The organism is Streptomyces sp. NPDC091377, from assembly GCF_044757045.1.
Lineage (GTDB): Bacteria > Actinomycetota > Actinomycetes > Streptomycetales > Streptomycetaceae > Streptomyces.
The window spans coordinates 260629-286899 of sequence record NZ_JBIVUE010000004.1 but is presented as its reverse complement, the minus strand read 5'-3'; the positions used below and the strand labels follow the sequence as shown (position 1 = coordinate 286899).

Annotated in this window: 23 protein-coding genes; 8 read left to right on the top strand and 15 right to left on the bottom strand. The window is 73.5% G+C overall.

Translation table 11 applies throughout. From position 1 onward, the window contains the following. Positions 1–311 precede the first annotated feature (311 nt). From ACIQNG_RS11530 to ACIQNG_RS11520, 3 genes are all read right to left on the bottom strand, one after another. Positions 312–746, bottom strand: coding sequence for an SSI family serine proteinase inhibitor (locus ACIQNG_RS11530; RefSeq protein WP_401484173.1), 435 nt, complete (start codon positions 744–746; stop codon positions 312–314). Positions 747–760: 14 nt separating this feature from the next. Next, complete coding sequence (locus ACIQNG_RS11525) at positions 761–2122, bottom strand: M14 family zinc carboxypeptidase (RefSeq protein WP_401484457.1); 1362 nt, start codon at positions 2120–2122, stop codon at positions 761–763. Positions 2123–2443: 321 nt separating this feature from the next. Then, on the bottom strand, positions 2444–2995 hold the full coding sequence (locus ACIQNG_RS11520; protein ID WP_401484171.1) for an FHA domain-containing protein: 552 nt from the start codon (positions 2993–2995) through the stop codon (positions 2444–2446). 174 nt (positions 2996–3169) lie between these two features. Here ACIQNG_RS11520 and treZ point away from each other — a divergent pair, with 174 nt between their 5' ends. Next, a complete protein-coding gene (treZ, locus tag ACIQNG_RS11515) occupies positions 3170–4915 on the top strand; it encodes a malto-oligosyltrehalose trehalohydrolase (RefSeq protein ID WP_401484169.1) in 1746 nt (581 codons plus the stop codon). 73 nt (positions 4916–4988) lie between these two features. Here the strand turns inward: treZ and ACIQNG_RS11510 are convergent, their stop codons facing one another. The 3 genes from ACIQNG_RS11510 to ACIQNG_RS11500 form a co-directional block, all read right to left on the bottom strand. Continuing rightward, entirely contained in the window at positions 4989–5984 is a 996-nt protein-coding gene (locus ACIQNG_RS11510; RefSeq protein WP_401484167.1) for an aminoglycoside phosphotransferase family protein, read from the bottom strand. A 47-nt stretch (positions 5985–6031) separates the two neighbouring features. Then, complete coding sequence (locus ACIQNG_RS11505) at positions 6032–7159, bottom strand: aminopeptidase P family protein (RefSeq protein ID WP_401425965.1); 1128 nt, start codon at positions 7157–7159, stop codon at positions 6032–6034. Positions 7160–7375: 216 nt separating this feature from the next. Further along, positions 7376–7999: a PDZ domain-containing protein gene (locus ACIQNG_RS11500; protein ID WP_401484165.1), complete on the bottom strand. Its 624-nt coding sequence runs from the start codon at positions 7997–7999 to the stop codon at positions 7376–7378. Between the two features lie 159 nt (positions 8000–8158). Between ACIQNG_RS11500 and ACIQNG_RS11495 the strand changes: the two genes are divergently transcribed. Further along, positions 8159–9694 (top strand): hypothetical protein, encoded by a 1536-nt coding sequence (locus ACIQNG_RS11495; protein ID WP_401484162.1) that lies wholly within the window; start codon positions 8159–8161, stop codon positions 9692–9694. On the opposite strand, the gene cyc2 is transcribed toward ACIQNG_RS11495, so the two are convergent. Beyond that, positions 9687–12038, bottom strand: coding sequence for a germacradienol/geosmin synthase Cyc2 (gene cyc2 / locus ACIQNG_RS11490; RefSeq protein WP_401484160.1), 2352 nt, complete (start codon positions 12036–12038; stop codon positions 9687–9689). The genes ACIQNG_RS11495 and cyc2 overlap by 8 nt on opposite strands. Before the next feature lie 184 nt (positions 12039–12222). Beyond that, a complete protein-coding gene (locus tag ACIQNG_RS11485; RefSeq protein WP_401425955.1) occupies positions 12223–13182 on the bottom strand; it encodes an ABC transporter substrate-binding protein in 960 nt (319 codons plus the stop codon). Positions 13183–13569: 387 nt separating this feature from the next. Between ACIQNG_RS11485 and ACIQNG_RS11480 the strand changes: the two genes are divergently transcribed. From ACIQNG_RS11480 to ACIQNG_RS11465, 4 genes are all read left to right on the top strand, one after another. Further along, positions 13570–16179, top strand: a complete 2610-nt coding sequence (locus tag ACIQNG_RS11480; RefSeq protein ID WP_401484158.1) for an ATP-binding protein — start codon at positions 13570–13572, stop codon at positions 16177–16179. Next, positions 16176–16652, top strand: coding sequence for a roadblock/LC7 domain-containing protein (locus tag ACIQNG_RS11475; RefSeq protein ID WP_401425951.1), 477 nt, complete (start codon positions 16176–16178; stop codon positions 16650–16652). Before ACIQNG_RS11480 ends, ACIQNG_RS11475 begins: the two co-directional genes overlap by 4 nt. Positions 16653–16815: 163 nt before the next feature. Continuing rightward, complete coding sequence (locus ACIQNG_RS11470; RefSeq protein ID WP_401426416.1) at positions 16816–17301, top strand: DUF742 domain-containing protein; 486 nt, start codon at positions 16816–16818, stop codon at positions 17299–17301. Beyond that, entirely contained in the window at positions 17288–17887 is a 600-nt protein-coding gene (locus ACIQNG_RS11465) for a GTP-binding protein (protein WP_401484157.1), read from the top strand. Before ACIQNG_RS11470 ends, ACIQNG_RS11465 begins: the two co-directional genes overlap by 14 nt. A 78-nt stretch (positions 17888–17965) precedes the next feature. Here the strand turns inward: ACIQNG_RS11465 and ACIQNG_RS11460 are convergent, their stop codons facing one another. The 7 genes from ACIQNG_RS11460 to ACIQNG_RS11430 all read right to left on the bottom strand — a co-directional run bounded on the left by ACIQNG_RS11460 (position 17966) and on the right by ACIQNG_RS11430 (position 23792). Further along, on the bottom strand, positions 17966–18640 hold the full coding sequence (locus ACIQNG_RS11460) for an ABC transporter permease (protein ID WP_401425946.1): 675 nt from the start codon (positions 18638–18640) through the stop codon (positions 17966–17968). Continuing rightward, positions 18637–19335, bottom strand: a complete 699-nt coding sequence (locus tag ACIQNG_RS11455; protein ID WP_401425943.1) for an ABC transporter permease — start codon at positions 19333–19335, stop codon at positions 18637–18639. Before ACIQNG_RS11455 ends, ACIQNG_RS11460 begins: the two co-directional genes overlap by 4 nt. Next, on the bottom strand, positions 19332–20507 hold the full coding sequence (locus ACIQNG_RS11450; protein WP_401484154.1) for an ABC transporter ATP-binding protein: 1176 nt from the start codon (positions 20505–20507) through the stop codon (positions 19332–19334). The genes ACIQNG_RS11455 and ACIQNG_RS11450 overlap by 4 nt, the downstream gene beginning before the upstream one ends. Positions 20508–20590: 83 nt before the next feature. Then, a complete protein-coding gene (locus tag ACIQNG_RS11445) occupies positions 20591–21091 on the bottom strand; it encodes a hypothetical protein (protein WP_401484152.1) in 501 nt (166 codons plus the stop codon). Between the two features lie 18 nt (positions 21092–21109). Continuing rightward, a complete protein-coding gene (locus ACIQNG_RS11440; RefSeq protein ID WP_401484150.1) occupies positions 21110–21838 on the bottom strand; it encodes an FAD:protein FMN transferase in 729 nt (242 codons plus the stop codon). 1 nt (position 21839) lies between these two features. Next, positions 21840–22310 (bottom strand): FMN-binding protein, encoded by a 471-nt coding sequence (locus tag ACIQNG_RS11435; RefSeq protein ID WP_401484148.1) that lies wholly within the window; start codon positions 22308–22310, stop codon positions 21840–21842. Between the two features lie 141 nt (positions 22311–22451). Further along, complete coding sequence (locus tag ACIQNG_RS11430; RefSeq protein WP_401484147.1) at positions 22452–23792, bottom strand: ferric reductase-like transmembrane domain-containing protein; 1341 nt, start codon at positions 23790–23792, stop codon at positions 22452–22454. Between the two features lie 272 nt (positions 23793–24064). Between ACIQNG_RS11430 and ACIQNG_RS11425 the strand changes: the two genes are divergently transcribed. Continuing rightward, entirely contained in the window at positions 24065–24754 is a 690-nt protein-coding gene (locus tag ACIQNG_RS11425; RefSeq protein ID WP_401426414.1) for a response regulator transcription factor, read from the top strand. Continuing rightward, on the top strand, positions 24751–26217 hold the full coding sequence (locus ACIQNG_RS11420) for a sensor histidine kinase (RefSeq protein WP_401484146.1): 1467 nt from the start codon (positions 24751–24753) through the stop codon (positions 26215–26217). The genes ACIQNG_RS11425 and ACIQNG_RS11420 overlap by 4 nt, the downstream gene beginning before the upstream one ends. Positions 26218–26271: the final 54 nt, after the last annotated feature.

Sequence of the window (26271 nt, the reverse complement as noted above, 5' to 3'; positions counted from 1 at the left end):
CCCACCCGAGCCGCCGGACGGCCCACGCGCAGCCCACCTGCTCCCACGCGCCCCCGTTCGTGGACGTGCCGAGGCGACGAGCGCACCTGCCGCCGGCCGGACCCGGCCCCCGCGCCCGGCACCGACCACGACGCCGCCCCGCCGAAGCCCCGGTGTCAGGCGGGCGGCCACGTGGATGACACCCCGTCGGCCGACCCCACGACGGCGTACGTCGTCGGCGGGGACGCCTTCCCGCGCGAGGCCGCCGCTGTCCCGGGCGCACGCCCCCTGACGGGCGGGCCCGGATGCGGGTGTACGGCGGCCCCGGGGGCTCAGTCGTCCAGCTCGAACACCGCGCCGGTGCTCCCCTTCAGCTCGCAGTCGTTGGAGAACGTCTTGCGGAACTCGACCGACCGTCCGCTCCACTGCCCGCGGGCGTGGGCGGTCACCGGCGCGTGCAGCAGGGGGCAGCTGGCGGCGGCCCGCGGGATGTTGCCGATGTCGCCGCCCGCGGAGGCGAGTTGCCCGCATGCCTCGGCGGCCAGGGTGTGGCCCTGGGGCGGGTTGCACATGAGGAGGGTGCCGCTGGTGTCGCTGACGAGATGGTCCCCGCGTGTGACGCTCAGGTACAGCCAGTTGCCCGGGAGGGAGGGCTGGACGGACGCCTGGGCGGGCGCGGTGGCGGCGGCGAGCAGCAGGGCCGCGAGCAGCCCGCCGCGTACCGCCCTCCTCGCCGTCGACTCCTTGCGATATGCGTGGTATGTCATATACGTCTTGTACGTCATTCCCGGTGCATCGGCACGGCGGTGGGCGGCCCCCAGCCTCCCCGCTCACCCGAACGGGAGGGCCGTACGGCCCGGCGCCGGGCCAGGTCGAAGGCGTCCAGCACCACCTGCGCCTGGTAGGCGACCTGCCGTTCGACCGGGATCCAGCGCGCCCCGCACCCGTCGCGGAAGTCGGCGCACCACAGGTCGATCAGCCGGTTCAGCTCGGGCAGCACCCCGGCCGGGTCGGATCCGGCCCGTCGCACCAGCTGGTGCAGGAGCCCGGCGGTGCGCAGCGCGAGACGGCGCGCGGCGAGCCGCAGGGCGGTCAGATGCGCGCGGGTGAGCGAGGGCAGCGGATGGGTGCGGGGGACGCGGTCGCGGGTGTCCGGGTCCCAGGCGTCGGCGATGCCGGGGCAGACGTAAAGGTAGTCGTCCACGGGGGCGAGCAGCCGGCCCGCGTCCGGAGCGCCCGTCAGATACGGGCGGCAGCGCGCGAGGAGCGCCTTCAGCAGCCGGGTGTCCGCGCGCAGAGCGCGGCTGAGGGCGCGCAGCGCGCCGTCGGGGTCGGCGAGCGCGGAGCCGTCCTGCACGGCGGCCACCCCCCACATCGGGGCCTCCACGACGGCCGTGACGGTGCCGTACCGGTGGGGGTGGAACCAGGTGGACTCCACCGCCGCCTCGGTGATCGCGGCGGCCAGGCCCGCGCGCCGGGGGCGGGGGATCCGGTAGACGGCGGGGCCGAGGGCGGGCCAGTACAGGGTGTCGTACGGGCCGAGTTCGCGCGGTACGCCCAGCCGGGCCGCCGCACGGGCGACGCGCGGGGCCAGTCCGGGCAGGTCCCGGGTGAGTTCGACGAAGCCGCCGCCGACGTCCACTCCGTGCAGCGAACACTGGAAGAAAGGTTTCATCTGGTCCTGGAGCCCGAGCAGCGCCCGGGTCTCGGGCAGCACGGCGCCGGCCGCGCCGTCGGGCAGCCACTCGGGCTGTTCGAGGAAGCCGGGGCGGAAGAAGTTCCGAAAGTACCGGCCGAGTGTGTACGGACCTCGCAGCCACCCCTCGTTGCGGCGCAGCCCGTCCGGGTCGAGGCAGAGCAGCAGGTCCCAGGTGACATCGGCGCCCTCGTGGAGCGCGGGGTCGGCGAGCACCCGCTCGGCCAGGTGGAGGGTGGTGGCGCCGCCGCACGGCTCGTTGGCGTGCGGTCCGGCGACGACGAGGGCGTGCCGGCTGCCGCGCCCCACGGACAGCAGCCACAGGGGCGAGCCCGCGCGCGAGGTGCCCGCGCGACGCAGCCGGGCGAGCCCCGGCCGGCGGGCCACGAGGGCGGCGGCCCGGGAGCCCAGTTCGTCGGGGGTGGGGTAGCGCTGGAGGGGCGGCAGGGCACACCTCCCCCGTGCGACGCCGTCGTCGTATCACCTGTAGTGCAGGCGTAGGCACAGTCAGTCAGTCACGCACAGGGGTGGACGTCAACACCGGCGCAGGCAAAGGGTTCTCCAGGACAGCGGGCGGGGCGTCCCGCGCGGGGGCCCACCGGCGGGGCGGGCGTCGGACGCCTCGGACGCCGTCCGGCGGGGCGGGCGTCGGACGCCTCGGACGCCGTCCGGCGGGGCGGGCGTCGGACGCGGCGCCGGGGGCACACGCCGGGCGCATCCGACCCCATCCGCGGCGGCAGGCATCGGGCGCGGCGCCGACAACCCCGTTCAGCCCGCCGCCAGTCGGAAGGCCATGCGGCCGAAGGACACCTGGTCGCCCTCCGCCACCGCGACCGCGCCGATGACCCGGCGTCCATTGACCGTGGTGCCGTTGGTGGAGCCGAGGTCGCGCAGCACCCACATGCCGCCCTGGCGGGTGAGTTCGGCGTGCACGCGCGAGACCGTCTCGTGGTTCAGCCGCAGCCCGTTCGCCGGGTCGCGGCCGATCCGCAGCGCGTGCCCGGCCGCCGGGTGGGGCAGCAGCAGCTTGGGCAGCCGCTCGGCCCGCCAGGCCGTGCGCAGCCGTACGGTGAACCCGGAGACGGCCTCGACGGTGCCGAACACCGCGCGGGAAAGGCGGCCCTCGGTGGGCAGATCGGCGGTGAGCAGGGCCAGCTCGTCGGAGCGGCGGGCCACCAGCGCCAGTTCCATGCGGCGCACGAACGTGTCGTGCGACAGACGGCCCTTGGCGACGCCGTCACGGAGCACCTTCAGCGCCTGGTCGCGCTCCGCGTCCGAGAGCCGCGCGGGGTACGTGGAGAACTCGAAGGACGACGTCACAAGGCTGATTGTCGGTCAGCGAGGAGCGGGTGTCCAGAAAACCGGTCAGCACCGGCCACGCGCGCGTACCCGCCGACACCGGACGCGAACGGGGGTATGGGACAGCCAAATGATCGCGCTTCCCGCACCATGGGACGCGCTACATCCCGGTGAGCAGACGAAGGGGAACCGTCCGTGCAGTTCGAGGTGTGGGCACCGCAGGCAGAGAGCGTGGCGCTGGAGTGCGACGGCGCCACGCGCGCGATGGAACGCGATCCGCGGCGAGCGGGATGGTGGAGGGGAGAGGCCGACGCGGCGCACGGCTCGCGGTACGGCTACGCGCTGGACGGCGGGCCGGTCCGGCCCGATCCGCGCTCGCGGCGGCAGCCGGACGGCCCGGACGGGCTGAGCGCGGTGGTCGACCACGGACGCCACACCTGGCGGGCGCGGTGGTCCGGGCGCCCGCTCCAGGGGGCGGTGCTGTACGAGCTGCACGTGGGCACGTACACGCCCGAGGGCACCCTGGACGCCGCCGCCGAGCGGCTCGGCCACCTCGCGGAACTGGGCGTCACCCATGTGGAGTTGATGCCGCTGTGCCCCTTCCCGGGCCGGCACGGCTGGGGCTACGAGGGCGTGTCGCTGTGGGCGGTGCACGAGCCGTACGGCGGTCCCGAGGCGCTCCAGCGGTTCGTGGACCGGGCGCACTCCCTGGGTCTGGGCGTGGTCCTGGACGTCGTCCACAACCACCTCGGGCCGTCCGGGAACTACCTCCCCGAGTTCGGCCCGTACTTCACGGACACCCATCACACGCCGTGGGGTTCGGCGGTCAATCTGGACGCGCCGGGCTCCGACGAAGTGCGCGCCTATCTGCTCGGCAGCGCGCTGGCCTGGCTGCGGGACTACCGGCTCGACGGGCTGCGGCTGGACGCCGTGCACACCCTGGCGGACAGCCGCGCGTACCCGTTCCTGGAGGAGCTGTCGACGTCGGTCGACGCGCTCTCCGCCGAGGTGGGCCGGCCGCTGTTCCTGGTCGCCGAGTCCGATCTCAACGACCCCCGGGTGATCACACCGCGCGCGGAGGGCGGCCTGGGACTGCACGCGCAGTGGAGCGACGACTTCCACCACGCCCTGCACACCGCCCTGACCGGCGAGTCCCAGGGCTACTACGCCGACTTCGCGCGGGCCCCGTTCGCCGCGCTCGCCAAGACGCTCACGGGCGGCTTCTTCCACGACGGCACGTACTCCGGCTTCCGGGGCCGCCACCACGGCCGCCCGCTGGACCGGACCCGGATCGCCGCGCACCGGCTGCTCGGCTACACCCAGACCCATGACCAGGTCGGCAACCGCGCCCAGGGCGACCGGCTGTCGGCCGCCCTCTCCCCCGGTCTCCTCGCGTGCGGGGCGACCCTCGCGCTGACCGGGCCCTTCACCCCGATGCTGTTCATGGGCGAGGAGTGGGCGGCGGCCACGCCCTGGCAGTTCTTCACCGACCACACCGACCCGCACCTGGCGGACGCGGTACGGCGGGGCAGGCGGCGCGAGTTCGCCGCGCACGGGTGGGCCGAGGAGGAGGTGCCCGACCCGCAGGACCCGGCGACCCGGGACCGCTCGTGCCTGGACTGGTCCGAGCCGGACCGCGAGCCCCACGCGCGGGTGCTGGCCTGGTACCGGCGGCTGCTCGCGCTCCGCCAGGACCAGCCCGACCTCACCGACCCCGATCTGTCCGACCTCAAGGTGGCCTACGACGAGAGCGCGCGCTGGCTCGCCTTCCGGCGCGGGGACATCTGTGTGGCCGTCAACCACGCCGGGGAGCCCGCCGCGATCCCGCTGGGCACCCGCCGCGCGGTGGTCCTCGCCGCGTGGGAGCCGGTGGAGCCGCCGGGCGAGGACGGGCTGCTGCGGCTGCCGGGCGAGTCGTGCGTGGTGCTGGTGCAGCCCTGAGCCGAGCCCGCCGCGGCGACGGGGGACGCAACCCCGGAGGACGCAACCACGGGGGACACGCTCTGAAGGCGGCTCAGGGCGGGTCGTCCTCCCGCAGTTCTGTCACCCGCTCCAGCAGGATCGCCTCCCACGCGTGCGCCGTCCGGTCGCGCAGGGCGGACAGCGGCACCGGGCCACCCCCGCCCTCGACGCGGGCGGCGAGGTGGACGACCGCGTCGCAGCGGGCCAGCCACAGCCCGCGCAGACAGGGGCGGGCGCCGTAGCCGGCGAGGGTGGCGGCGCGGACGGCGGCCGGGGAGCCGACGGCCTGGGCGAGGGCGGCGATGTCCTCGGCGGGGTCGCCGATCGCGGCCTCGTCCCAGCCGAGGACGCCCCGCACCCGGCCGTCGGCGCTGACCACGAGGTGCTCGGCGGTCAGGGCGTGGTGGACCAGGACGGGGGCGCCGAAGGTGCCGGCGGCGCCGGACCGGGTCCCCAGCTGGGCGGCGGCGGCCGGGGTGAGCTGGCGCACGCGCGCGGAGTCGAACTCGTCGGCGGCGGCGAGCCGTTCGGCGGCGTCCGTGGCCGCCTGCCGCAGTGCCTCCAGCGAGCGGGGCGCCAGCCGTGGCACCCCGAGCGCCTCGGCCTGTCGTACGGGCACCTCGCGCAGCCCGGTGAGGACGGCGGCGAGGTCGGCCTCGCCGAGCGCGGAGACGTCCTGGCGGTCGCCGGAGCCGCCGGGCACCTTGGTGTCCAGGGTGTAGCCGAGGCCGGGCGCCCACTCGCCGTGCGCCACGCTGAGGGGCACGGTGACCGGGAGGTGCGGGCGGACCAGTTCGCGCAGCCGCAGTTCGCGGCGGTGGCGGACGGCGGCCTCGGGGTCGGGGGCGAGGCGCAGCACATGGCGGGTGCCGACCCACCAGGTGACGCCGGTGCCGGAGACCGGCCGGACCTCGGGACCGCCGGGGCCGGGAGCGCCGCTGCCGCCGACGGTTTCCTTCCCGTCGCCGGGTTCTTCGAGCAGGGTGCGGACCAACCTGCGGACGGTGTCCGCGGTCGGTGTCGGTGCGGGTGTCGCTGCCGGGGTCATGGTCACGTCGTCGTGTGCGGTCTCCGGATGAGAGGGGTGGTCCGGGCTCAGTCGACGACCACGAGTTCGCGTGTGGTGTCGTTCAGCCTCCGGCCGCCGTCCCCGGTGACGGTGACGATGTCCTCGATGCGGACGCCGAAGCGGCCGGGCAGATAGACGCCGGGTTCCACGGAGAAGCACATGCCGGGCACCAGGGGCCGTTCCTCGCCCTCGATCATGTACGGCGGCTCGTGGGTGGTGACGCCGATGCCGTGTCCGGTGCGGTGGATGAAGTACGTGCCGTATCCGGCGTCGGCGATGACCGCGCGGGCGGCCCGGTCGACCTCCTGGCAGGCGACGCCGGGCCGTACCGCCTCGAATCCGGCCTGCTGGGCGGCGCGCACCAGATCGTGCACCCGGCGTTCCTCGTCGGTGGGTTCGCCGACGTGGACCGTGCGGGAGGTGTCGGAGCCGTAGCCGTCCTTGAGGCCGCCGAAGTCGAGGACGACCATGTCGCCGCGCTCGATGACCCGGTCGCCCGCCTCGTGGTGCGGGTTGGCGCCGTTGGGGCCGGAGGCGACGATGGTGAAGTCCACCTGTTCGTGTCCGTGGCGGCGCAGCAGCGCGGCGAGGTCGGCGGAGACCTCGGACTCGCGCCGGCCGCCGAAGCGCACCGCGCGGATCTCCTCGAAGGTCGCGTCGGCCGCCGCGCCCGCCGCCGCCATCAGCTCCAGTTCGGCGGCGTCCTTGACGGCGCGGAGCATGGGCAGTGCCTCGGTGAGGGCGGCGTACGAACTGTGCGGCAGCGCCCTTTGCAGACCGAGCAGATGCAGGGCCCAGGCGTTGTCGCTGACGCCGAAGCGGCCGGTCGGGGCGAGCAGGGCGGCGGTGGCGGCGTAGGGGTCCTCGCCGTCGGTCCAGTCGCGCAGCGCGAAGGCGGGCGCCCCGGTGGCCTTGGCCGCGTCGGGCGCCTCCAGGGTGGGCACGACCAGCGCCGGATCGCGGCCGGGGGCGAGGACCAGCAGAGTGAGCCGTTCGGTCGCCGCGGGCGGGGCGTAGCCGGTGAGCCAGACGAGGTCGGGCCCCGGCGCGATGAGCAGTCCGGCCAGCCCGGCGGCCTCGGCCTCCCGCACGGCGCGCTCCGTACGGGCCCGGTAGTCATCGGCGGTGAAGGGCTCACGCGGGCTGGCGGTCATCGGGGGCCTCCCTGGCGACGGGGTGGACTACGGCAGCATCCTGCCTCCCCCGCGAGTACCGCGCGAGCGGTCCGCCCAGGTTCGACCCCCGCGATGACCCTGGGCCCGCACCCGCGTTTCCCCCGGCCTCCCACCGCCGATTCCGCGGCCCCGCACCGGTGTTTTCCCCGGCCCCGCTTCCGCGTTCCGCCCCGGTCACCCGCGGCGGCCGTGGGGTCAGAGGACGTAGCCCGGTGTCACGGAGAGTTGCTGGTAGCCGCCGCTGTCGTGGCGAACGGTCACGGTGACCGGCTTTCCCGGTTCGGCCGCGCGGACCGCGCGGGCGAGGTCGGCGGCGGCGTCCACGCGGGTGCCGTCGAAGGTGAGGAGGACATCACCGCGGACGAGTCCGGCGGAGTGCCCGGGGCCGGGTACGTGGACGCCGACGAGCAGGGCGCCGGGCTTCTCGGCGTCGACGGCCTCGGCGCCGAGGGTCGCGCCGGGAAGGGCCGGGGAGCCGGGCGGCACGGAGGCATCGGATCCGGCCACCCCGGCCGTGCCGCCGGGGGCGGTACGCGGAACCGGTCCCGCCGCTTCCGGGGGCTGCCGTCGCAGGTCGGCGAGGGTGCTCATGCCGATCACGGTGGCGCCGACCGTGCCGATGCCGACTCCGGAGAGGACCAGCACGGTACCGGCCAGGAGGCCGAGGAGCAGCGTCCGCAGCCGTCGGTTCCGGCGCCGCGCGGCGTGCGGTCGGCGGGTGGCCCCGGCCTTCTCCCCGCGGTTCTTCGCACCGCCGGGCCGACCGGTCCCGGACACCCGACCGGGCATCGGCTTGGGTCGCAGCGCCGTCTGTTCCATCGGATCACCTCCCGCTGTGCTCTACCCGGCGCATCGGCGCCCGACGAGTCACGAACGAGTGAGACTGAACTCCGGTCAGGACCGAAAAGCGCTCAACCATCGAACGCCAGTTCCCGTCATGCACCGAGAATGTCAGCGCTGGCTGTTACGTTCCGTGACATGACGGATGAAGCCCTGCGGCTGCTCAGGGAGCAGCCCTCTCTCGCGGCGCGAGCCGCCCACCCCTTCGGCTTCGATGTGGACCGTGCCGACCACGGCCATGTCGAGGAGGTCCGCCTCGTCACGGGCGGCCCGCTGGAGGTCATCGCCGGCGACGACACCGGTGGCACGTACTTCCGGTGCGCGGACGGCTCGGTGCTGTACGCCTCCTCGGAGGGCGCGTCCGGGCTGGTCGGCTCGACCGTGGACGAGGCCCTGGAGACAGTCATCGGCCTGCCGGACTGGGGCGCGTACGCGAACCTCACACCGGAGGACGGCGAGGCGGCGGTCCAGGCCATGGCGGCGGAGGTCGCCGCGGAGTTCCTTGAGCACTACGGCCCCGGGGTCGAGGAGCAGCGCGTCGCCCTGCTCGCCGCGCTGGGCCTGCCGGAGCGCCCGCGGGTCGAGCTGGTGAGGCTGCTGTACGCCGCACTGGAGCGCAGCGAACCGGAGTTCGTGCTGCTCAACGCCGAGGAGGGCCGGGCCTACGAACCGCTCCACGACCGCCCGCTCCCCCCGCTGTGGACACCGGTGCTCGCCCGGGGCCGCGCCGACCTCGCGGCGCTGCGCAGGGGGGACGGGGCGACGCGCGCGGCGGTGGAGTCGGACGCGGTGCGCCGCCGGGTGGTGCTGCGGGCCGCCCAGTTCGACCGCGCGGAGGGCGACCGGGAGCTGCTGCGGCGGCTGCTGCGCCGGGAGGCGGACCGGTCGATGACGGACGAACTGCGGCTCGCCGCCATGCTGGTGGGGCGGTACGGCCGGGCGGAGGACCTGCCGCTGCTGCACGAGGTGCGGGACACCGACTTCGACACCGCGCAGGGGCTGAGCGAACTGCCCGGTGCCCGCGCGGACGGTGCGGAGCTGGCGCGCTGGGCACGCGATCTGGACACCTTGCGGTTCGGCTCGGATCCCGCGGACGAACCACTGCTCCTATGGACCGGGCTCGCCCTCGACCAGGGGCTGACCGAGCTGGCGCGGGTGGCCCTGATCCGGGACCTGGACGAGATCGAGCTGGACCAGGGCCGGCTCAGGAGCCCGGCCGATCCCGGTCGGCTGGTCCCGCAGCCGCTCGCGGATCTGGCCCGGGAGTTCGAGCGGCTGGGCGACCTGCGCCAGGCCCTGCGCGCCCAGCGGCTGCACACGGCGTTGCAGGACACCGCGTGGAACCGGGTGTCGGCCCGGCTCGACCAGGCCCGGCTGGAGCGGGAGGCGGGCCTGGCGGAGTCGGCCGCCGCAACCCTGGCGGGGCTCCGGGACATCCTGGCCGACCCGGGCGACGGCTCGCTCCTGTACTGGCACCGGGTCACCCTCGGCCGCCGGGTGGCACAGGAGCACTACACGCTCGCCGTCGCCCTCGCCGACGCGGGCCTCGCGCGGGAGGCGCGGACGGTGCTGGCGGCCGGGGACGCGATACTCGGCCGGCTCTCGGAGGCCGCCGCGAGGGGGGTCCGGGAGCTGGCCGAGGAGACCGCGACCTGGGTGTGGGGGGTCAGCTGACCGGCAGCGGCGACAGCGACGACGACCACGGCGGGGACGGTGGCTGTGGCGGCGTCAGAGGCGTCAGAGGCGTCTGCGGTGTCAGAGGCGACAGAGGTGTCAGCGGCATCCGGCTGAACGGCGGGACCGGCGCGGGAGGACGGTCCGGCAGGAAGCCATGGGTGCGCCCGGCGAGGTACTCGGCCTTGTAGCGGTCCACCGAGCGGTGCCAGTTGAGGATGCCCGCCAGCCAGTTCTGGAGGTCGACCACGTAGTCGCGCATGATCCCGCGGGCTTCGGCGGAGAGCTGGAAGTCGTCGTAGACGACGGGCAGTTCGTGCGCGACGACATGCTCGAACTGCTGCATCCGCTGGGTCATCAGATCGTGGACGATGCCGAGGCCGGTCGGGTAGTCGCAGCCGAAGAAGTTCTGCACGACGAGGATCGCGTTGTGGATCTCGCCCTCGTACTGGATCTCCTTCTGGTAGGAGAAGACGTCGTTGAGGAGGCAGGCGTAGTCGGCGGCGGCGTTCTCCAGGGAGCGGACCGGGCCGCTGCGGTAGACCTCCTCGGGGACGGCGGGGCCGTGGCCCATCCGGCACAGGCTGAGGGTGAGGTCGGAGCCGAAGGTGTCGCGGCGCATCTCCAGGTAGTCGACCGGGTCGGGGACGCGGTTCTGGAACTGGTTGACCAGCTCCCACACCCAGGACTCGGTCATCCGGTCGACGGCGGTCTTCAGCCGCTCGCGGTGCCCGGTCGTCATCTGTGCCGTGGTGCGCGCCCACAGGTCGATCAGCCCGCGCTCCATGGCGTTGGCCGGGACGGGGACGCAGGCGGCGTCCGCGCCGTGCACCGGCATGCAGGCGGAGAGGCGGGCGGTGGTGAGCCGGGCGGCGGCGAGGTCGCGGCGGTGGCCGTAGACCAGCGGGTAGTAGTCGTCGCCGTAGGTGCCCCAGGCGAGCCAGGCGGCGCTGAGGTCGAGGGCCTCGGGGGTGCCGTCCGGGTCGATGCCGCAGGAGCACAGCGCCAGGTCGTAGGCGCGGAGTTTGTCCTCGTCCCAGACCCCCTCCTGGAGGAGGCCGGTGGCGCGGCACCAGTCCTTCAGCCGGGCGCGGGTGGCGTCGAGGTGGGGGCTGAGCTGGAGGGCGAAGGGCATGTGGAGGTCGGGGATCAGGGACGGGCCGACCTCGGGGTACGGCACATGGGTGTGGTTGCGCAGCCGGCCGGAGCGTCCGGTGTGGGTGTGCGACAGCGCCGAGCCGCCGGCCGCGACGAGCGAGGCGAGGGTGGCCGCCGCGGTGCCGGGGCCGCTCGGGGCGGCGAGGGCGGCGGCCCAGGGGGTGGTGCCGTCGGCGGTGCCGGAGGCGGTGCCGCGGGTCTTCTCGTTCATGTAGCGGCTGGAGCGCAGATGCCATTCATGACCGCCGGACTGCCAGTCCTGGAGTCCCTTGGTGTACGCGGCGACGGCGGCGATCTCGCCGGGGGTGAGGGCGTGTTCCAGGGCGATCGCCGGGACCTCGGTGAGGGCGGTGTGCTCGAACTGGTGCAGCCGTGAGGTCAGTACGTCGTTGACGGCCTCGGCGGCCTCCTGGGTGGAGCAGCCGAAGAACGTCTCCAGGACCAGGACGCCGTTGCTGAGTTCGCCCTCGTCCTCGACCTCGCGCTGGTAGGAGAAGAGGTCGTTGCGCAGATGGACACCGTCGGAGAACGTCTCCATCAGCACCCGCAGCGGCCGGGAGCGGGAGACGGACGCCGGGACCTCGGCGGTCGCGTACTCGACCAGTCCGGCGGACCAGGGCGCGCCGCCGACCTTGCGGCGCATCTCGATGTACTCGACGGGGTTGGAGATCCGCCCCTCGTTGATGTTGGACAGCTCCCACAGGGACTCGTTGAGCAGATGCTCGGTCGCCGTGGAGAACCGTTCCCTCCAGTCCGGGGACATCGCCGGCACCGTGCGCGCCCACAGATCGGCGAGACCGGCCTCCACCGGGTTGCGCGGCTCGGGCACGGGGGTGCCCGGGTCGAGCGGCATGAACAGCGGGAGCCGGTCGAGGTACGCCTTGCCGCCGGCGCGGTCCTGGGAGCGCTTGAAGGTCTCCAGGAAGTGGTCGTCGAAGAAGAAGACCCACACGTACCAGTCGGTGATCAGGGACAGCGCGGGTCCGTCGCAGTCCGGGTGGGTGTAGGCGCACAGCAGACCGTAGTCGTGCGCGTCCAGGTCCGCCTGCTCCCAGATCCCGGACCCCTCCAGCATCCCCATCTCGCGGGCCCACGTTCTGGAGTGGGTCCGGGCCTCCTCCAGATGGGGATTGAGTCGGGCCGGATACGGCATGTAGAAGTGCGGGAGTTCGAACGGCTGCGTCATGGCCGGGGGCTACCCCTGCCCCATGAGACGCATCCGCATCCCGCCAGATGATCACACCATCGCGTGAATCATCGGGGATTCCTGAACACGTGCGCGAGCGCGCCCCTCCCCCGTGACGGGGGCGGCGTCCCGGTGCTCCCGTCGGTCACCGGGGCGCCGCCCTCGTACGGGGTGAGGGCCGGGCTCAGTCCAGTCCGGCCGTCTTCAGCCAGTCGCGGGCCACGTCCAGCGGGTCCTTGTTCTCCAGCTGGACCTGGGCGTCCAGTTCGAGCAGGGTCGCCGTGTCCAGCTTCGCGGAGACCGCGTTGAGCGCGTCCACCCCCTTCTGGGGCAGCCCGGACTTGTGGACCAGCGGGGTCACGTTCGCGAACCCGAAGAGGTTCTTCGGGTCCTTGAGGACGACGAAGCCCTCCTTCTTGATGGTCGGGTCGGTGGTGAAGATGTCCGCGGCCTGCACGGTGTTCTTCGTCAGCGCCGCCTGGGTGAGCGGGCCACCGGCGTCGAGCGCCTTGAAGGACTTGAACTTCAGGCCGTACTCCTTCTCCAGCCCGACCAGCCCCTGGTGGCGGGTCTGGAATTCGGGCGAGCCCCCGATGACCAGGTCGGGCGCGATGCCCGCGAGGTCGGCGAGGGTCGACTCGGAGGTGAGGGAGTGCTCTTCGGCGGTCTCGGCGTTCAGCGCCACGGAGTCCTTGTCCTCGGCCGGGGAGGACTCCAGCAGGGTCAGCTTGCTGTCGAGCGCGGTCTTGACGGCGGCGTTGACCTTCTCGACCGACTCCTGCCCGGCGTCCGGGTCGAGATAGGCCAGCAGGGAGCCGTTGTACTCGGGCAGCACGGTGATGGTGCCGTTCTTCAGCAGCCCGTAGGTGGTCTCCCGGCTGCCGATGTTGGGCCGGTACTCGACCTTGATGCCCTCGGCCTTCAGGGCCTCGCCGTAGATGTCGGCCAGCAGGATGGACTCGGCGAAGTTGTTGGAGCCGACGACGACGGTGCCGCCGTCCGCCTTGCCCTCGTCCAGCGGGTCGTCGGACGAGCCGTCCGAGGAGCCGCATCCCGCCAGGAGCGACGCCACGACGGCGAGCGCGGCGGCGGCCACGCCGGAATGTCTCGTTCTGGACCAGCTGCTCTTAGCGGTAGAAGTCACGATTCCCGTTCCGGGCTCAGAAGTCTGGTGGTGGATGAGTCGAACCGCCGATGACGCATGGCGTTTTCTGATCCAATCCAGGCGCTTCCAGCTCAGTCAAGTGCAGCTTGGTCACCAACAGAATGCGCAGCGTAATCATTTGTGAAGGACGCGCGGACAACGCGTCCTCGGTACGCAGCGGGTTGTAATGGATTCTTGACTCGGCGTCCCCAGGCGATCTTCCCAAGAGGGGGTAGTGTCGCCGGGGTTGGCGGGAGTCACACAGGTATACGAGAGTTGCTCAGGTGTCGTCACCCGCCCGTCCCCAGCCGGTCAGAAACGATCTGCGGTCGTTCTGCGACAGTCACGTGAAATCTTCGCGCGCGAGACACCCATGGAGGAGGCCCGGTGTCCACGAATGAGCGCAGCGGAGCCGCAGCGAAGGGGAGCCCCGGTCCGGAAGGCTCCCCCGGCGCCGACTCCGCCCCGCACCCGGTCCCGCCGCGCATCCCGCGTGGCCTCCGGCGTTTCGCGGACCGCTGGCCCTTCCAGCACAAGCTCAATGTGCTGGTCGGCGTCCCGCTCGCCGGACTGGCCATCCTGCTGTCGTATCTGATCGTCGGGCAGATCGGGAAGGCCCGCGAGGCGGCCGACGCCGCCCGGCTGGTGCGGGACAGCGTGCAGGTCGCCGAACTGGTGGACCGCCTCCAGACCGAGCACCAGCAGGCCATCCTGCTCTCGGTGCGCTTCGAGGCGGCGGGCACCAGCCAGTCGGCCGACCGCTACCGCGAGGCCCAGGCCGCGGTCGAGGCCCAGGTGTCCGACGTCCGCGCCATCTACGGCGACCAACTCCCGGCGGACGCCGCCCACGCGCTGCGCGAGGCCGAGGGCCTGGACACCCTGCGCGACACCATCGAGCAGGGCTATCTGCCCGCCGACAACATCGACCCGGCGTACAACAACGTCACCCACGCGTTGATCGACGGCCTCGACCTGGACCGCAACCCCGCCCTCGCGGCCACCTTCACCGGCAATCTGCTGGACTCGCTGCTGCGCGCCGACGCCGCGCACGGCTCCTTCGAGACCGCCGTGTTCTCCGCCGCCACCGGCGACTCCAACGCGCAGAGCCAGTTCATCAACGCCGTCGGCGCCCATGAGGTGTACACCGACCAGGCCGACCGGTTCGCCCGGTTCGCCTCCGACGAGCAGGCCGCCGAACTGTCCGCCATCGAGCACAGCTCCGCGCTGGCCGTCATCGAGCAGGAGTACGCGGAGCAGCAGATCGACCCGAGCGGCCTCCAGTCCGAGACCCCGGAGGAGATCCGGGACAGTTTCACCGCGGCCATCGCCGCCTACCCCACCTACCGGGAGCAGGCGCAGGTCCGGCTGGAGATCACCTCCTCGCTGATCGAGCAGATCGCCGACCGCGCCGACGCCTCCTCCAAGAGCGCCCTCGGCAACGCGGCCCGGCTGCTGTTCGTCGCCCTGTTCGGGTACGGGCTGTGGCTCGCGCTGTCCGTGGCCGTGCGCCGCTCGGTGGTCCGCCCGGTGCTGGCGCTGACCGGTGTCGCGCAGGAGGTCGCCGAGGCCGCCGCCCGCGAACTGGCGCGGGTGGCCGACGACGACACCGAGGACGACGGGCCGCCGCTGCTGCGGGACGTGCCGGTCACCGCCAAGGACGAGATCGGTGAGCTGGCCGACGCGTTCAACCATGTGCAGACCACCGCCGTCGCCCTGCTGGAGCGGCAGGTGCTCAGCCGCCGCAACGTCGCCGAGATGTTCGGCAACGTGGGCCGCCGGGTCAGCAACCTCACCACCCGCCAGCTCGCGCTGATCGACGCCGTCGAGCGCGGCGAGACCGACCCGGAGCTGCTGGAGCGGCTCTACCGCATCGACCACATCGCGGTCCGGCTGCGCCGCAACGCCGACAGCCTGATGCTGCTGGCCGGTCTGCGGGAGACGGTGCTGGCCTCGGGACCGACCGCGCTCACCAATGTCGTCCGCGCGGCGCTCGGCCAGATCGAGGGCTACCAGCGGGTGGAACTGCACGCCGGTACCGAGGTGATGGTCGAGCCGGACATCATCGGCGACCTCACGCTGATGGTGGCCGAACTGCTGGAGAACGCGGTGTCGTTCTCCCCCGCGGGCAGCCCGGTGGAGGTGACCGTCCGCACCGGGGCGCGGGGCGACGCCGTCATCACCGTCGCCGACCACGGTCTCGGCATGAGCACCGAGCGGCTCGCCGAGGAGAACGCCCGGCTGGTCCGCCGCGAGCGGCTCGACCTCGTCCCCACCAAGGTCCTCGGTCTGTTCGTGGTGGGCACCCTGGCCCGCCGCTGGGAGATCGGCATCGCCCTCACCCGCACCCAGGGCGGCGGCGTCACCGCGGAGATCCGTATCCCGTCGTCCCTGCTGCTGACGATGAGCCCGGTGGCGTCCGCCACGGCCGACCGGTCCGCGGCGAACGGCACCGCCCCCGAAGCCCCGAAGCCGCCCGAGGCGCCCACGGCCCCGGAAGCCGCCGCGGCCCCCGAAGCGGCCGGAGCCACCGCCGAGGCCCCCGAGGGCGGCGAAGCCTCCGACGCTCCGGCGGTCCCCTCCGGTCCCCGGCCGGCCGCCGCGCTGCCCGCCCCCGAGGGCGAGGCCACCCCGCTGCCCCGCCGGGTGCCCCGGCGTGACCCGGCCGCCCCCGACGACGGCACCCCGCTGATCCCCAAGGCCCGGAGCGAACGCCCGCTCGACCGGGCCGACGGCTCACCGCGGCCGTTGCGCCGCCGGGTACGGGGCGCCACCCTGCGCGGCACCCTCGGCGCCGAGGCCAACCCGGCCGCGCCCGGCGCCCGGCCCGCCGCGCACACCGCCGACGCCGACGCCGTACGCAGTGCGCTGGAGGAGTTCGAGGCGGCCGTGGAGCGCGCGCACCGCGACAGCACGGACGACGCCCCGGGCAGCGCGCCGCACACCCCATCAGACCCCCCGCACCACCAGAACCACCTCCCGGAAGGAGCGGAGCAGTGAGTACGTCGACAGGTGGCACACCGGCATCGGACGCCACACCGGACGAACTACGGGCCGCGGCGGCCGACTTCACCTGGCTGCTCAACCGCTTCGCGACCGAGACGGCGGGTGTCGTGGACGCCATCGCGGTCTCCTCGGACGGGCTGCTCATCGCCGTCGCGCAGTTGCGTGAGCGCGCCCATTCCGAGCGGCTCGCCGCGATCGTCTCCGGCCTGACCAGTCTGGCCGCCGGTGCCTCCGGCAACTACGGCCTGGGCGCGCTGAACAAGGTCATCATCGATCTGGAGGGCGGCCATGTGCTGGTCTCCGCGATCGGCAGCGGTGCCGTGCTCGGCGTGGTCGCCGACAAGGAGGCCAAGCTGGGCAACATCGCCTACGAGATGACCCTGTTCGCCAACCGCGCCGGAGCCGCGCTCAGCCCGCAGCTCGTGCTGGAGCTGAAGAACTCGGTCGGCGTTCCGTCGACGGGCTGACCGGTCGCCGTCGTCCGTTGCAGAGAGGAAGAGACCAGCCATGGCGGACGGCCGCGCTTCCGGCGACCTGGACCGGACCACACCGGGCCCGACCGGCCCCCCGAGCCCGACGGACACCGCCGACCCGGCGGACCCGGCCGACCCGGGGGACTCAGCCGACTCAATGGGGTCCCCGGAGTCCTCGGGGTCCCAGGGGTCCGCGGACTCCGGGGACCCCGCGAGACCGGAGCGTGCCGGGGCCGCCGTGGCCCGGGGCCGGGACCACGCGGTGGAACCGGTCGCGGCCGTACGGCCGTTCCTGGTCACCGCGGGCCGGGTGGCGGGCACGGCCACCGGCCGTACGATGCCCGTCGAGACCCAGGTGATCGCCACCGCCCAGGGGCTCCACGCGCTCGGCCGGCTCTCTTTCGAGCAGCACGACATCGTCGCCGCGTGCGCGGTCCCGCAGTCGATCGCGGAACTCGCGTCCCGGCTGAAGCTGCACCTCAACGTGGTCCGGGTCCTCGCCGAGGATCTGCGGGCCGAGGGGCATCTGGCGGTGCACGTGCCCGACGCCGCCGCCACCCATGACGCTTCCGTCCTGCGAAGGGTTATCGATGGCCTGCGGGCCATCCCCGACTCCCGAGGGGTACTCCGTGACACCGACTGATCGTCTCGCCGTCGGCACGGCCGGACGGGCCGCCGTACGTCCGCCGCTGCCGGTCAAGCTGGTGATCGCGGGCGGGTTCGGGGTGGGCAAGACCACCACGGTCGGCGCGATCTCCGAGATCGAACCGCTCACCACCGAGGCGGCCATCACCGAGGTCACGGCGGGGGTGGACGATCTGAGTCACACCCCGCGCAAGACCACCACCACGGTCGCGATGGACTTCGGCTGCCTCACCATCGACCCGACGCTGAAGCTGTATCTGTTCGGCACGCCCGGACAGGAGCGGTTCGGGTTCATGTGGGACGACATCGTGGAGGGGGCGGTCGGCGCGCTGGTCATCGTCGACACCCGCCGGCTCGACGACTGCTATGCCGCCGTCGACTACTTCGAGCACCGGCGGATCCCGTTCGCCGTGGCCGTGAACGCCTTCGACGGGCGGGTGGAGCACGCGCTGGACGAGGTGCGGTGGGCGCTCGACGTCGCCGAGCCGGTCCCGCTGGTGGTGTTCGACGCCCGGGAACGGGGCTCCGTGCGGGACGCGTTGCTGGTGGTGCTGGAACTGGCGTTGCAGCGGGCGGAAGGGTGACACGGGGCCGCGGGTGACACGGGGGCCGCGGGGAACGTGTCGGCCGGCGGGGCCGGAGTGCGCCGTTCCCCGCGCCCCCTACGGGACGCTCCTGCCGCGTACGCCCCGGGACACCGCCAGCTTCCCCGCCGTCCAGAACAGGCCCAGGGTCACCAGGGCCATCGCCGCCACCAGGGTCGCCCCGCCCACCACCTTCTCGTAGTCGCGCTGGTAGAGGCCGTCCACGATGTAGCGGCCCAGGCCGCCGAAGCTGACGTACGCCGCGATGGTCGCGGTGGAGACGATCTGGATGGCCGCGGAGCGCAGCCCGCTGAGGATCAGCGGCAGCGCGACGGGAAGCTCGACGCGGAAGAGGATCTCCGGTTCGGCCATGCCCATGCCCCGGGCCGCGTCCACGGGGGCCGGGTCGACGGAGCGGACCGCCTCGTACGTGGTGACGAGGATCGGGGGGATGGCGAGGACCACCAGCGGGATCATCACGGGGGCCAGGCCCAGTCCGAGCAGGACGAACAGCAGGACCATCAGGCCGAAGCTGGGCAGTGCGCGGGCGGCCGTGGCGATGAGGGCGAGGGCGTTGCCGCCGCGCCCGGTGTGGCCGGTGAGCAGGCCGACGGGCAGGCCGACGGCGGCGGCGATGCCGAGGGCCATCAGTGTGTACTCGATGTGCTCCAGCAGCCGGGTGGGTATCCCGTCGTAGCCCTCCCAGCGGGCGCTGTCGCTGAAGAAGGCGTCCATGAAGTGGAGGATGTTCACGACGGGGTCTCCTCCGCGGCGACGACGGTGAGGGTCGGGGAGGCCGACTTGGCGGAGCCCCTGGGCATCCACGGCGTCAGCAGCAGCCGCAGTCCGATCAGGGCCGCGTCCACGAGGACCGCGAGCACGGCGGTGCCGATCACGGAGAGCCAGATCAGCCGGGGCTGGTTGTAGATCATGCCGCTGTTGAGGAGGTTGCCGAGGGCGCCCTGGTTGCCGATCAGCATGCCGACGCTGACCAGGGAGATGCTGGAGACCGACGCCACCCGCAGTCCCGCGATGATGGCGGGGGCCGCGATGGGCAGTTGGACCTGGAGGTAGCGGCGGACCGGGCCGATGCCCATGGCGACGGCCGCGTCCAGGGTCTCGCGCGGCACCGAGCGCACCCCGTCCACGATCGCCGGGACGAAGACGACCAGGCTGTAGACGGCGAGCGGGATCATCACCGTGGTCTCGCTGAGGCCCGTGTAGTCGATCAGTACGACGAAGAAGGCCAGCGACGGGATCGCGTACAGGACTGTCGTCACCCACAGCACGGGCGGGTAGAGCCAGCGCACCCGCACGCACGCCTGGGCCAGCGGCAGCGCCACCAGCAGTCCGATCAGTACCGGGATCAGCGCGTTGCGCAGATGCAGTCCGATCAGCCCCCAGTAGGTGTTCTGGAGGTCGCTCGGCATGTCGAAGAGGCCGTTCACGGGGCGACCTTCGCGGCCGGGACGCCGCCGGGGGCACTGCCTGCGGCCGGGGCGCCTCCCGGTGTGTCGCTCTTCGCGTGGGCGCCCCGGATCGCCTCGCCGATGGCGGCCTGGGAGACCACCCCGACGGCGCGGCCCTCGGCGTCCACGGCGACGGCCCAGCCGGTCGGCGACAGCACGGCGGCGTCGAGCGCGGCGCGCAGCGAGTCGTGGCCGGGGCGGAAGGGGTGGCCGTAGGGGAGGAGCCGGTCGGGGTCGATGCGGCCGGCGCCCGCCGCGTGCTGCTCGCTCCAGCCGAGGGGCCTGCCGTCGACGTCGATGACGAGGAGGTAGGGCGTGTCGGCGCCGGTGCGGGCGGCGATCTGCTCGGCGGTGGCGTCCACGGCGGCGATGGGCTCGGTGCGCAGCGGCAGCCCGGCCGAGGGGAAGAAGGAGAGCCGGCGCACTCCCCGGTCGGCGCCGAGGAAGTCCTCCACGAAGGCGTCGGCGGGGTGGGTGAGCAGGTCGGCGGGGGGCGCGAACTGGGCGAGCCGGCCGCCGGTGCGCAGCACGGCGACCATGGTGCCGAGTTTGACGGCCTCGTCGATGTCGTGGGTGACGAAGACGATGGTCTTGCCCAGTTCCTCCTGGATCCGCAGGAGTTCGTCCTGGAGGCCCTTGCGGACGACCGGGTCGACGGCGGAGAAGGGTTCGTCCATGAGCAGGACGGGCGGGTCGGCGGCGAGGGCGCGGGCCACGCCGACGCGCTGCTGCTGGCCGCCGGAGAGCTGGTAGGGGTAGCGCCGGGCGAGGGCGGCGTCGAGTCCGACGCGTTCCATCAGCTCACGGGCGCGGGCGCGGGCCTTGTCCTTGCCCCAGCCGAGCAGCCGGGGCACGGTGGCGATGTTGTCCACGATGGTGCGGTGCTGGAAGAGGCCCGCGTTCTGGATGACGTATCCCATGGACCGGCGCAGGGTGTTCACCGGCTGGTCGGTGATGTCGACGCCGTCGAGGAGGATGCGGCCCTCGCTGGGCTCGACCATCCGGTTGATCATGCGCAGGGTCGTGGTCTTGCCGCAGCCCGAGGGTCCCACCAGGACCGTGATGGAGCGGTCCGGTATGTCGAGGGAGAGCCGGTCGACCGCCACCGTGCCGTCCGGGTATCGCTTGGTGACTGAATCTATCCGTATCAAAACGCCGAATACCCTTCGGGGTTGGCAGGTGCTGACCGCATAGGGGCACGTTGCGCGCGGTCTCGGGCCGTCGGGGAGTGAGTCTAGACCGGTTGTGTTGCGGAAACTTGGCGGGAGTACGCCGGTTCCCGACCGGGCCGGGTGGACTCATGCCGGGCAGTGCACCATGGCGGTCGGCCGGAGGGCGACCTGTTTTCAGCCGCCTTCACCCTCCCTCCACCACTGAAGGTGAGCACGGACCTGACGGGTGCCACGTCGGCGGGGGCGGGCCGGTGGTGGGAGAGCAGCGGGCCGGTCTCCTCGGCCAGGGTGATCAGCCGGACGTAGGAGCACTCCATCGTCCACAGGCCGCCGAGCACCGCGCCGACCGCGGCGACGGTCGGGGCGTCCTGCCGGGCCGGCGCGAGCCGCAGCGCGTGCACCGGGTTGTCCTGCCCGGCCCGGACGAGTTCCCAGGTGCCGTACGGGTCGGGGCCGAAGGAGGTGTCGTGCCGGGCGGTGCCGAAGTCCCGAAGCCCGAGCAGGCGAACACGCCGACGCAGGCGCCGGGCGTCGGGCCCGCCGGGCGACGAACCCCGGGGCAAGTGCGCGCGCCGAGCGGCTCAGCCCGTGTCCGCCAGTGGCAGCCGGGAGGATCTGCGCACCCTGCCCTCCCGGTCCACGGCGAACACCTCGCAGCCCGGGCGCGCGGCGGCCCAGTCGGCCCCTTCCGCGCCGAGCGCGAACCCCGCCGTGGCCACCGCGTCGGCCTCCGTCAGCGTGGGCGCGACGACGGTGAGGCTCAGCAGCGCGTCGGCCGCCTCGCCGGTCCGCCCGTCCACGATGTGATCGCCCCGCTCGTACCGCGCGGACGTGGCCACCGCCCCGTCCGCGATCCGAAGCACCGCGCACAGCCGCCCGGCGTCCCCGGGATGCCGTACGCCCACCCGCCAGGGCCCGCCCGCCGCCACGACATCGCCCCCGGCGTTCAGACAGAACCGCCGCACCCCGGCCGCGCGCAGCGACTCGGCGGCCCGCTGCACCGACCACCCCTTGACCACCGCGCAGGGATCGAGGCCCCGCCCCGGCAGCCAGGCGTCGAACGCGCCGCCGGTCGCCACCCGGTAGTACTCGCACAGCCGCAGCACCTCGGCCAGTTCGGCGCTGATCGCGTCGGTCGCGGTCTCCCCCCGGTCGAGCCGGGACACCTCGCTGCCGGGCCGGAACGGGCTGAACCGCTCGTCGACCTCGCGCAGCCAGGCGAACACCGCGTCCACGGCCCCCTCCGGCACCCGCTCGTCGTCGATCCGCACCGAGACGGGGAACCCCATCACCTGCTCGACCCGCCGCACCTCAGATGCCCTTGGCGTCCAGCGCCGCCTGCAAGGACTCCTTGTAGCCCTCGCTGGTGACGGTGGCGCCGGAGACTGTGTCGATGTCCGCGCTCTGCGCCGTGAGGGTGTCCTCGATCAGCCGGGGCACGGCGGCGGTGGTCTGCGGATGGTCCGGCTGCGTCAGCATGCGTACGGCCGTGATCTCCTCCCCCGCGAACGTCACCTCCACCTGCACCGGCCCCTTCTCGGTGTGCACCAGGGACCCCGCGAAGACACTCGGCCCGGGAGCCGGGGTCCCGCCCGAGGATCCGTCCATGGATCCGTCCGTGGATCCGCCCGAGGTCCCGTCCGACGGCCCGTCGGGGGAGGGCGCGGGGCCGACCGGCCGGGCGGCCTCGGTGGGGGCGGTCGTACCGGTGGCGGGCGCGTAGCGCCAGAGCGGGACCAGGCCCACGACGGTCAGGGCCAGAACGGGCAGTACTCGCTTCACGGTCGCTTCCTTCTCATGTCCGGGACGTCGGCGTCGGGCGTCGGGCGTCGGCATCGACATCGCCGTCCGCGTCGGCTTCCGCGTCGGCATCGGCGTCGGCTTCGGGCGTCGGGCGTCGGCGTCGGCGTCGAACGGCCGGGGTCAGCCGGCAAGGCTGAACCGCTCGAAGTGGATCTGCGGCCCCGGCACCCCCAGCTCCCGCAGGCTGCGCAGGACGGCCCGGGTCATCGCGGGCGGACCGCACACGTAGACGTCCCGGTCGGCGATGTCCGGTACCAGCCGGGTCAGTTCGGCCGGGGCGAGCCGGTCGGGCCGGGCCGGGCCGGTGATCACATGGAGTGCGGCGCCGCGGGACAGGGCGAGGCCGCGCAGTTCGTCGTGGAGGACGGCGTCCCGGTCGGCGGTGACGCGGTACAGGACGACGGCGTGGCCCTCCAGTTCCTCCAGCAGCGCGCGGATCGGGGTGACACCGACACCGCCGGCGATCAGGACGGCGTCGGGGCGGGTGCGGTGCAGGGTGGTGAAGGCGCCGTAGGGGCCCTCGGCGAAGACCCGGGTGCCGGGCCTGAGTCCGCGCAGGGCGGCGCTGCCGTCGCCGGACGCCTTGGCGGTGAGCCGCAGGGTGCGGCCGTCGGGCGCCGCCGACAGGGAGTAGGGGTTGGCCTGCCACCAGCGGTCCCGGGTGAGGAACCGCCACAGGAAGAACTGTCCGGCGCGGGCGGGCAGCAGATCGAGCCGGCGGCCGGTCATATGGACGGAGACCACCTGGTCCGACTCGGGCACGACGGCGGTGACGACCAGCCGGTGCCGCCAGTTGCGCCACAGCGGCAGCACCACCCGGCCCGCGCACACCGCGCCGAGCGCGCCGCCCCACAGGACGTACCAGTAGGCCGTGGCGAGGGACGAGGCGGCGAAGGTCGTACCGGCGGCGACCTGGTGGGTGAAGGCGAGCACCACCGCGAGGTAGGTGTAGAGATGGATGAAGTGCCAGGTCTCGTACGCCAGTCGGCGCCGGGCGAAACGGGCGGAGACCGCGCCGACGACGAGGATCAGGGCGAGGGCGACGACAGCGCGGAGCACGCCCTCGACGGTCTCGGCGAGATGCACGAGCTGGTCGACGGGGTCCAAGCCGGCGGGGTCGGCGTAGCCGAGGACGATGAAGACGACGTGGGCGAGGAGCAGCCAGAGCACACCGAAGCCGGTCCAGCGGTGCCAGGAGGTGAGCCGGTCCATGCCGATCCGCCGGTCCAGCCAGGGCAGCCGGGCCACCAGCAGCAGTTGGAACGCCATCAGCAGCGCGCCGTAGAGCCCGGCCAGCCGGCCCAGGACGATCAGGGCGTTCGAGGCGAATCCGGCCTGGACGAAGAAGTAGCCCACCACGGCCGCGTTGACGGCTAGGCAGGTGGAGAGACCGGCACGGGCCAGGACGCTCGGCCGGATGCCGGTGGCGGGGGTGGTGGAACGCGGGGCGACGGTCGTCACGGACGGCAGCTCCTTGGTCGGATCCCGGTGCGGCGGGTGGATCGGGGTGCGGTGCGTCGAGCTTGCCGGGCGGGAGCTGTCGTTCTCCTGTCGGACGGCTTTCAAGTGGTTATCGATCGCCTCCCGTCCGGGACCGGGGGGCTGGCACGGGCGGGCCGGTGGCGCAGTATGGACGGGTGGAGAACGCGCGAGACGGCCGGACGGACCAGGACAGCCGGACGGACCGGGACAGCCGGGTGGACCGGGACAGCCGGACGGACCGGGACAGCCGGGTGGACAAGGTGCGGGTGCTGGTCGTGGACGACGACCCGCCCATCGCCGATCTCGTCGCGACCGTCGCCCGCTACGAGGGCTGGGAGGCCGCGACGGCCAACACCGGGGAGGACGCGCTGCGGCTGGCCGGTGAGTTCCGGCCGGACATCGTGGTGCTGGACCTGATGCTCCCGGACGTGGACGGCTTCGGGGTCCTGGACCGGCTACGCCGCTCGGGGACGATGGTGCCGGTGGTGTTCCTGACCGCGCGGGACGGTGTCGCGGACCGGGTGGCGGGGCTGACCCGCGGCGGCGACGACTATCTGGTCAAGCCGTTCGCGGTGGAGGAGCTGATGGCCCGGCTGCGGACCGTGCTGCGGCGCGGCGCCGGGCCCGGCTTCCAGCGTTCGGTGCTGTCGGTGGGCGATCTCAGCATGGACGAGGACACCCGTGAGGTGCGGCGCGGCGACCGGCTGCTGACCCTGACGCCCACCGAGTACGAGGTGCTGCGCTATCTGATGCGCCGCTCGCCGACCGTGCTCACCAAGGCGCAGATCCTGGACCATGTCTGGGAGTACGGCTTCGGGGGCCGCTCGAACGTGGTGGAACTGGTGGTGAGCCGGCTGCGCCGCAAGCTGGACGACACCGGTGAGCCGATGATCCACACGGTGCGCGGCTTCGGCTACGTGATCCGGCAGGCGGCCGGGTGAGACGCGTTCTGGCGCGGCTGCGGCGCACGTACGGCAGGCTGCGCCTGGGCACCCGGCTCGCGCTCGGGCTCGGGGTGCTGTCGCTGGCGGTGTTCGCGGTGGTGGGCACGGCGCTGACGACGTACATGCGGGACTATCTGGAGGCCCAGCTCAACGATCAGATGCGGCAGGCCCAGGTGGTCCAGTCGCAGGACGTCAGCCAGCACGGCAACGTGGAGAAGCAGACGTATCTGGGCTGGTACCAGGCGGTCTACGACGTGTCGGGCGACGTTCCCGAGCTACGGCTGCCGGCCCAGTTGCCGGACGACGCCTCGGTGTTCACGGGGCTGGCGGAGCGGATGGACTCCTCGCCGACCGACCTCACCCGCACCGCGCAGCTGCCCGGCGAGGGCTCGTACCTGCTGCGGGCCTGTGAGATCGAGCCGGGTCTGGTGCTGGTGACGGCCGCTCCCACGAAGGACATCGACGCCACCGTCACCCGGCTGATCACCGTGCAGGTCATCGCGTTCGCCCTGGCGCTGCTGGCCCTGGTGGTGTTCGGACGGCGGACGCTGCGGCGCGGGCTGAAGCCGCTGAGCGACATGGCGCACACCGCGCACGGCATCGCCTCGCACGATCTGACCGAGTCGGCGGCCCGGCTGCCGCTGCGGGCCGGTCCCCGGGGCGGCGGCCCGGAGGTCGAGGAACTGCGCACGGCGTTCAACACGATGCTGGAGCACATCGACGACTCGCTGGCGGTGCGCGCGGAGGCCGAGCAGCGGCTGCGCCGGTTCGTGGCGGACGCCTCGCACGAACTGCGCACCCCGCTGATGTCGGTGCGCGGCTACGCCGATCTCTTCCAGTACGCGGCGGCCGACGCGCCCGGGGAGCGGGAACGGCATCTGGCCCGGCTGCGGGCGGAGGCCGCGCGGATGGGGGTACTGCTGGACGATCTGCTGCTGCTCGCCCGGCTGGACGCGGCCGAGGCCCAAGCGCCGCTGCGGCTCGCGGAGACGGATCTGGTGGAACTGGCGCGGCACGCGGCGGACGCGTTCCGGGCCGGGCGCCCCGACCGTCCGCTGACGGTCACGGCCGGTCCGGAGCCGGTCCGGCTGGCACTGGACGCGCAACGGCTGCGGCAGGTGCTCGACAACCTGCTGACCAACGCGGCCGTGCACACCCCGCCCGGCACCGAGGTGTCGCTGGCGGTGGCGGTGGCGGACGGGGCGGCGCTGGTGCGGGTGGCGGACACCGGGCCGGGGATCCCGGCCGCCGACCGGGAGCGGGTCTTCGACCGCTTCTACCGGGTCGACCAGGCCCGCAGCCGGGACCGGGGCGGCAGCGGGCTCGGTCTGTCGGTGGCGAGTTCGCTGGTCCGCGCGCACGGCGGCACCCTCGAACTGACCGGCGGCCCGGGGGAGACCCTCTTCACGGTCCGACTGCCCCTGCGCCCGGTCCCGACCCCCACCCCGACGGGGGTCTGACGGGGCCGACCGCCGGGGGCGGGTCGCCGGGCGCGGACGTTCGGCGGGGCGGTC

Bases quoted from the DNA above. Each gene is read 5' to 3' on its own strand.
- ACIQNG_RS11505 (WP_401425965.1), bottom strand. From the start codon at position 7,159: ATGACCGCCAGCCCGCGTGAGCCCTTCACCGCCGATGACTACCGGGCC.
- ACIQNG_RS11500 (WP_401484165.1), bottom strand. From the start codon at position 7,999: ATGGAACAGACGGCGCTGCGACCCAAGCCGATGCCCGGTCGGGTGTCC.
- ACIQNG_RS11470 (WP_401426416.1), top strand. From the start codon at position 16,816: ATGGGGTCCCCGGAGTCCTCGGGGTCCCAGGGGTCCGCGGACTCCGGG.
- ACIQNG_RS11510 (WP_401484167.1), bottom strand. From the start codon at position 5,984: ATGACCCCGGCAGCGACACCCGCACCGACACCGACCGCGGACACCGTC.
- cyc2 (WP_401484160.1), bottom strand. From the start codon at position 12,038: ATGACGCAGCCGTTCGAACTCCCGCACTTCTACATGCCGTATCCGGCC.
- ACIQNG_RS11495 (WP_401484162.1), top strand. From the start codon at position 8,159: ATGACGGATGAAGCCCTGCGGCTGCTCAGGGAGCAGCCCTCTCTCGCG.
- ACIQNG_RS11530 (WP_401484173.1), bottom strand. From the start codon at position 746: ATGACATACCACGCATATCGCAAGGAGTCGACGGCGAGGAGGGCGGTA.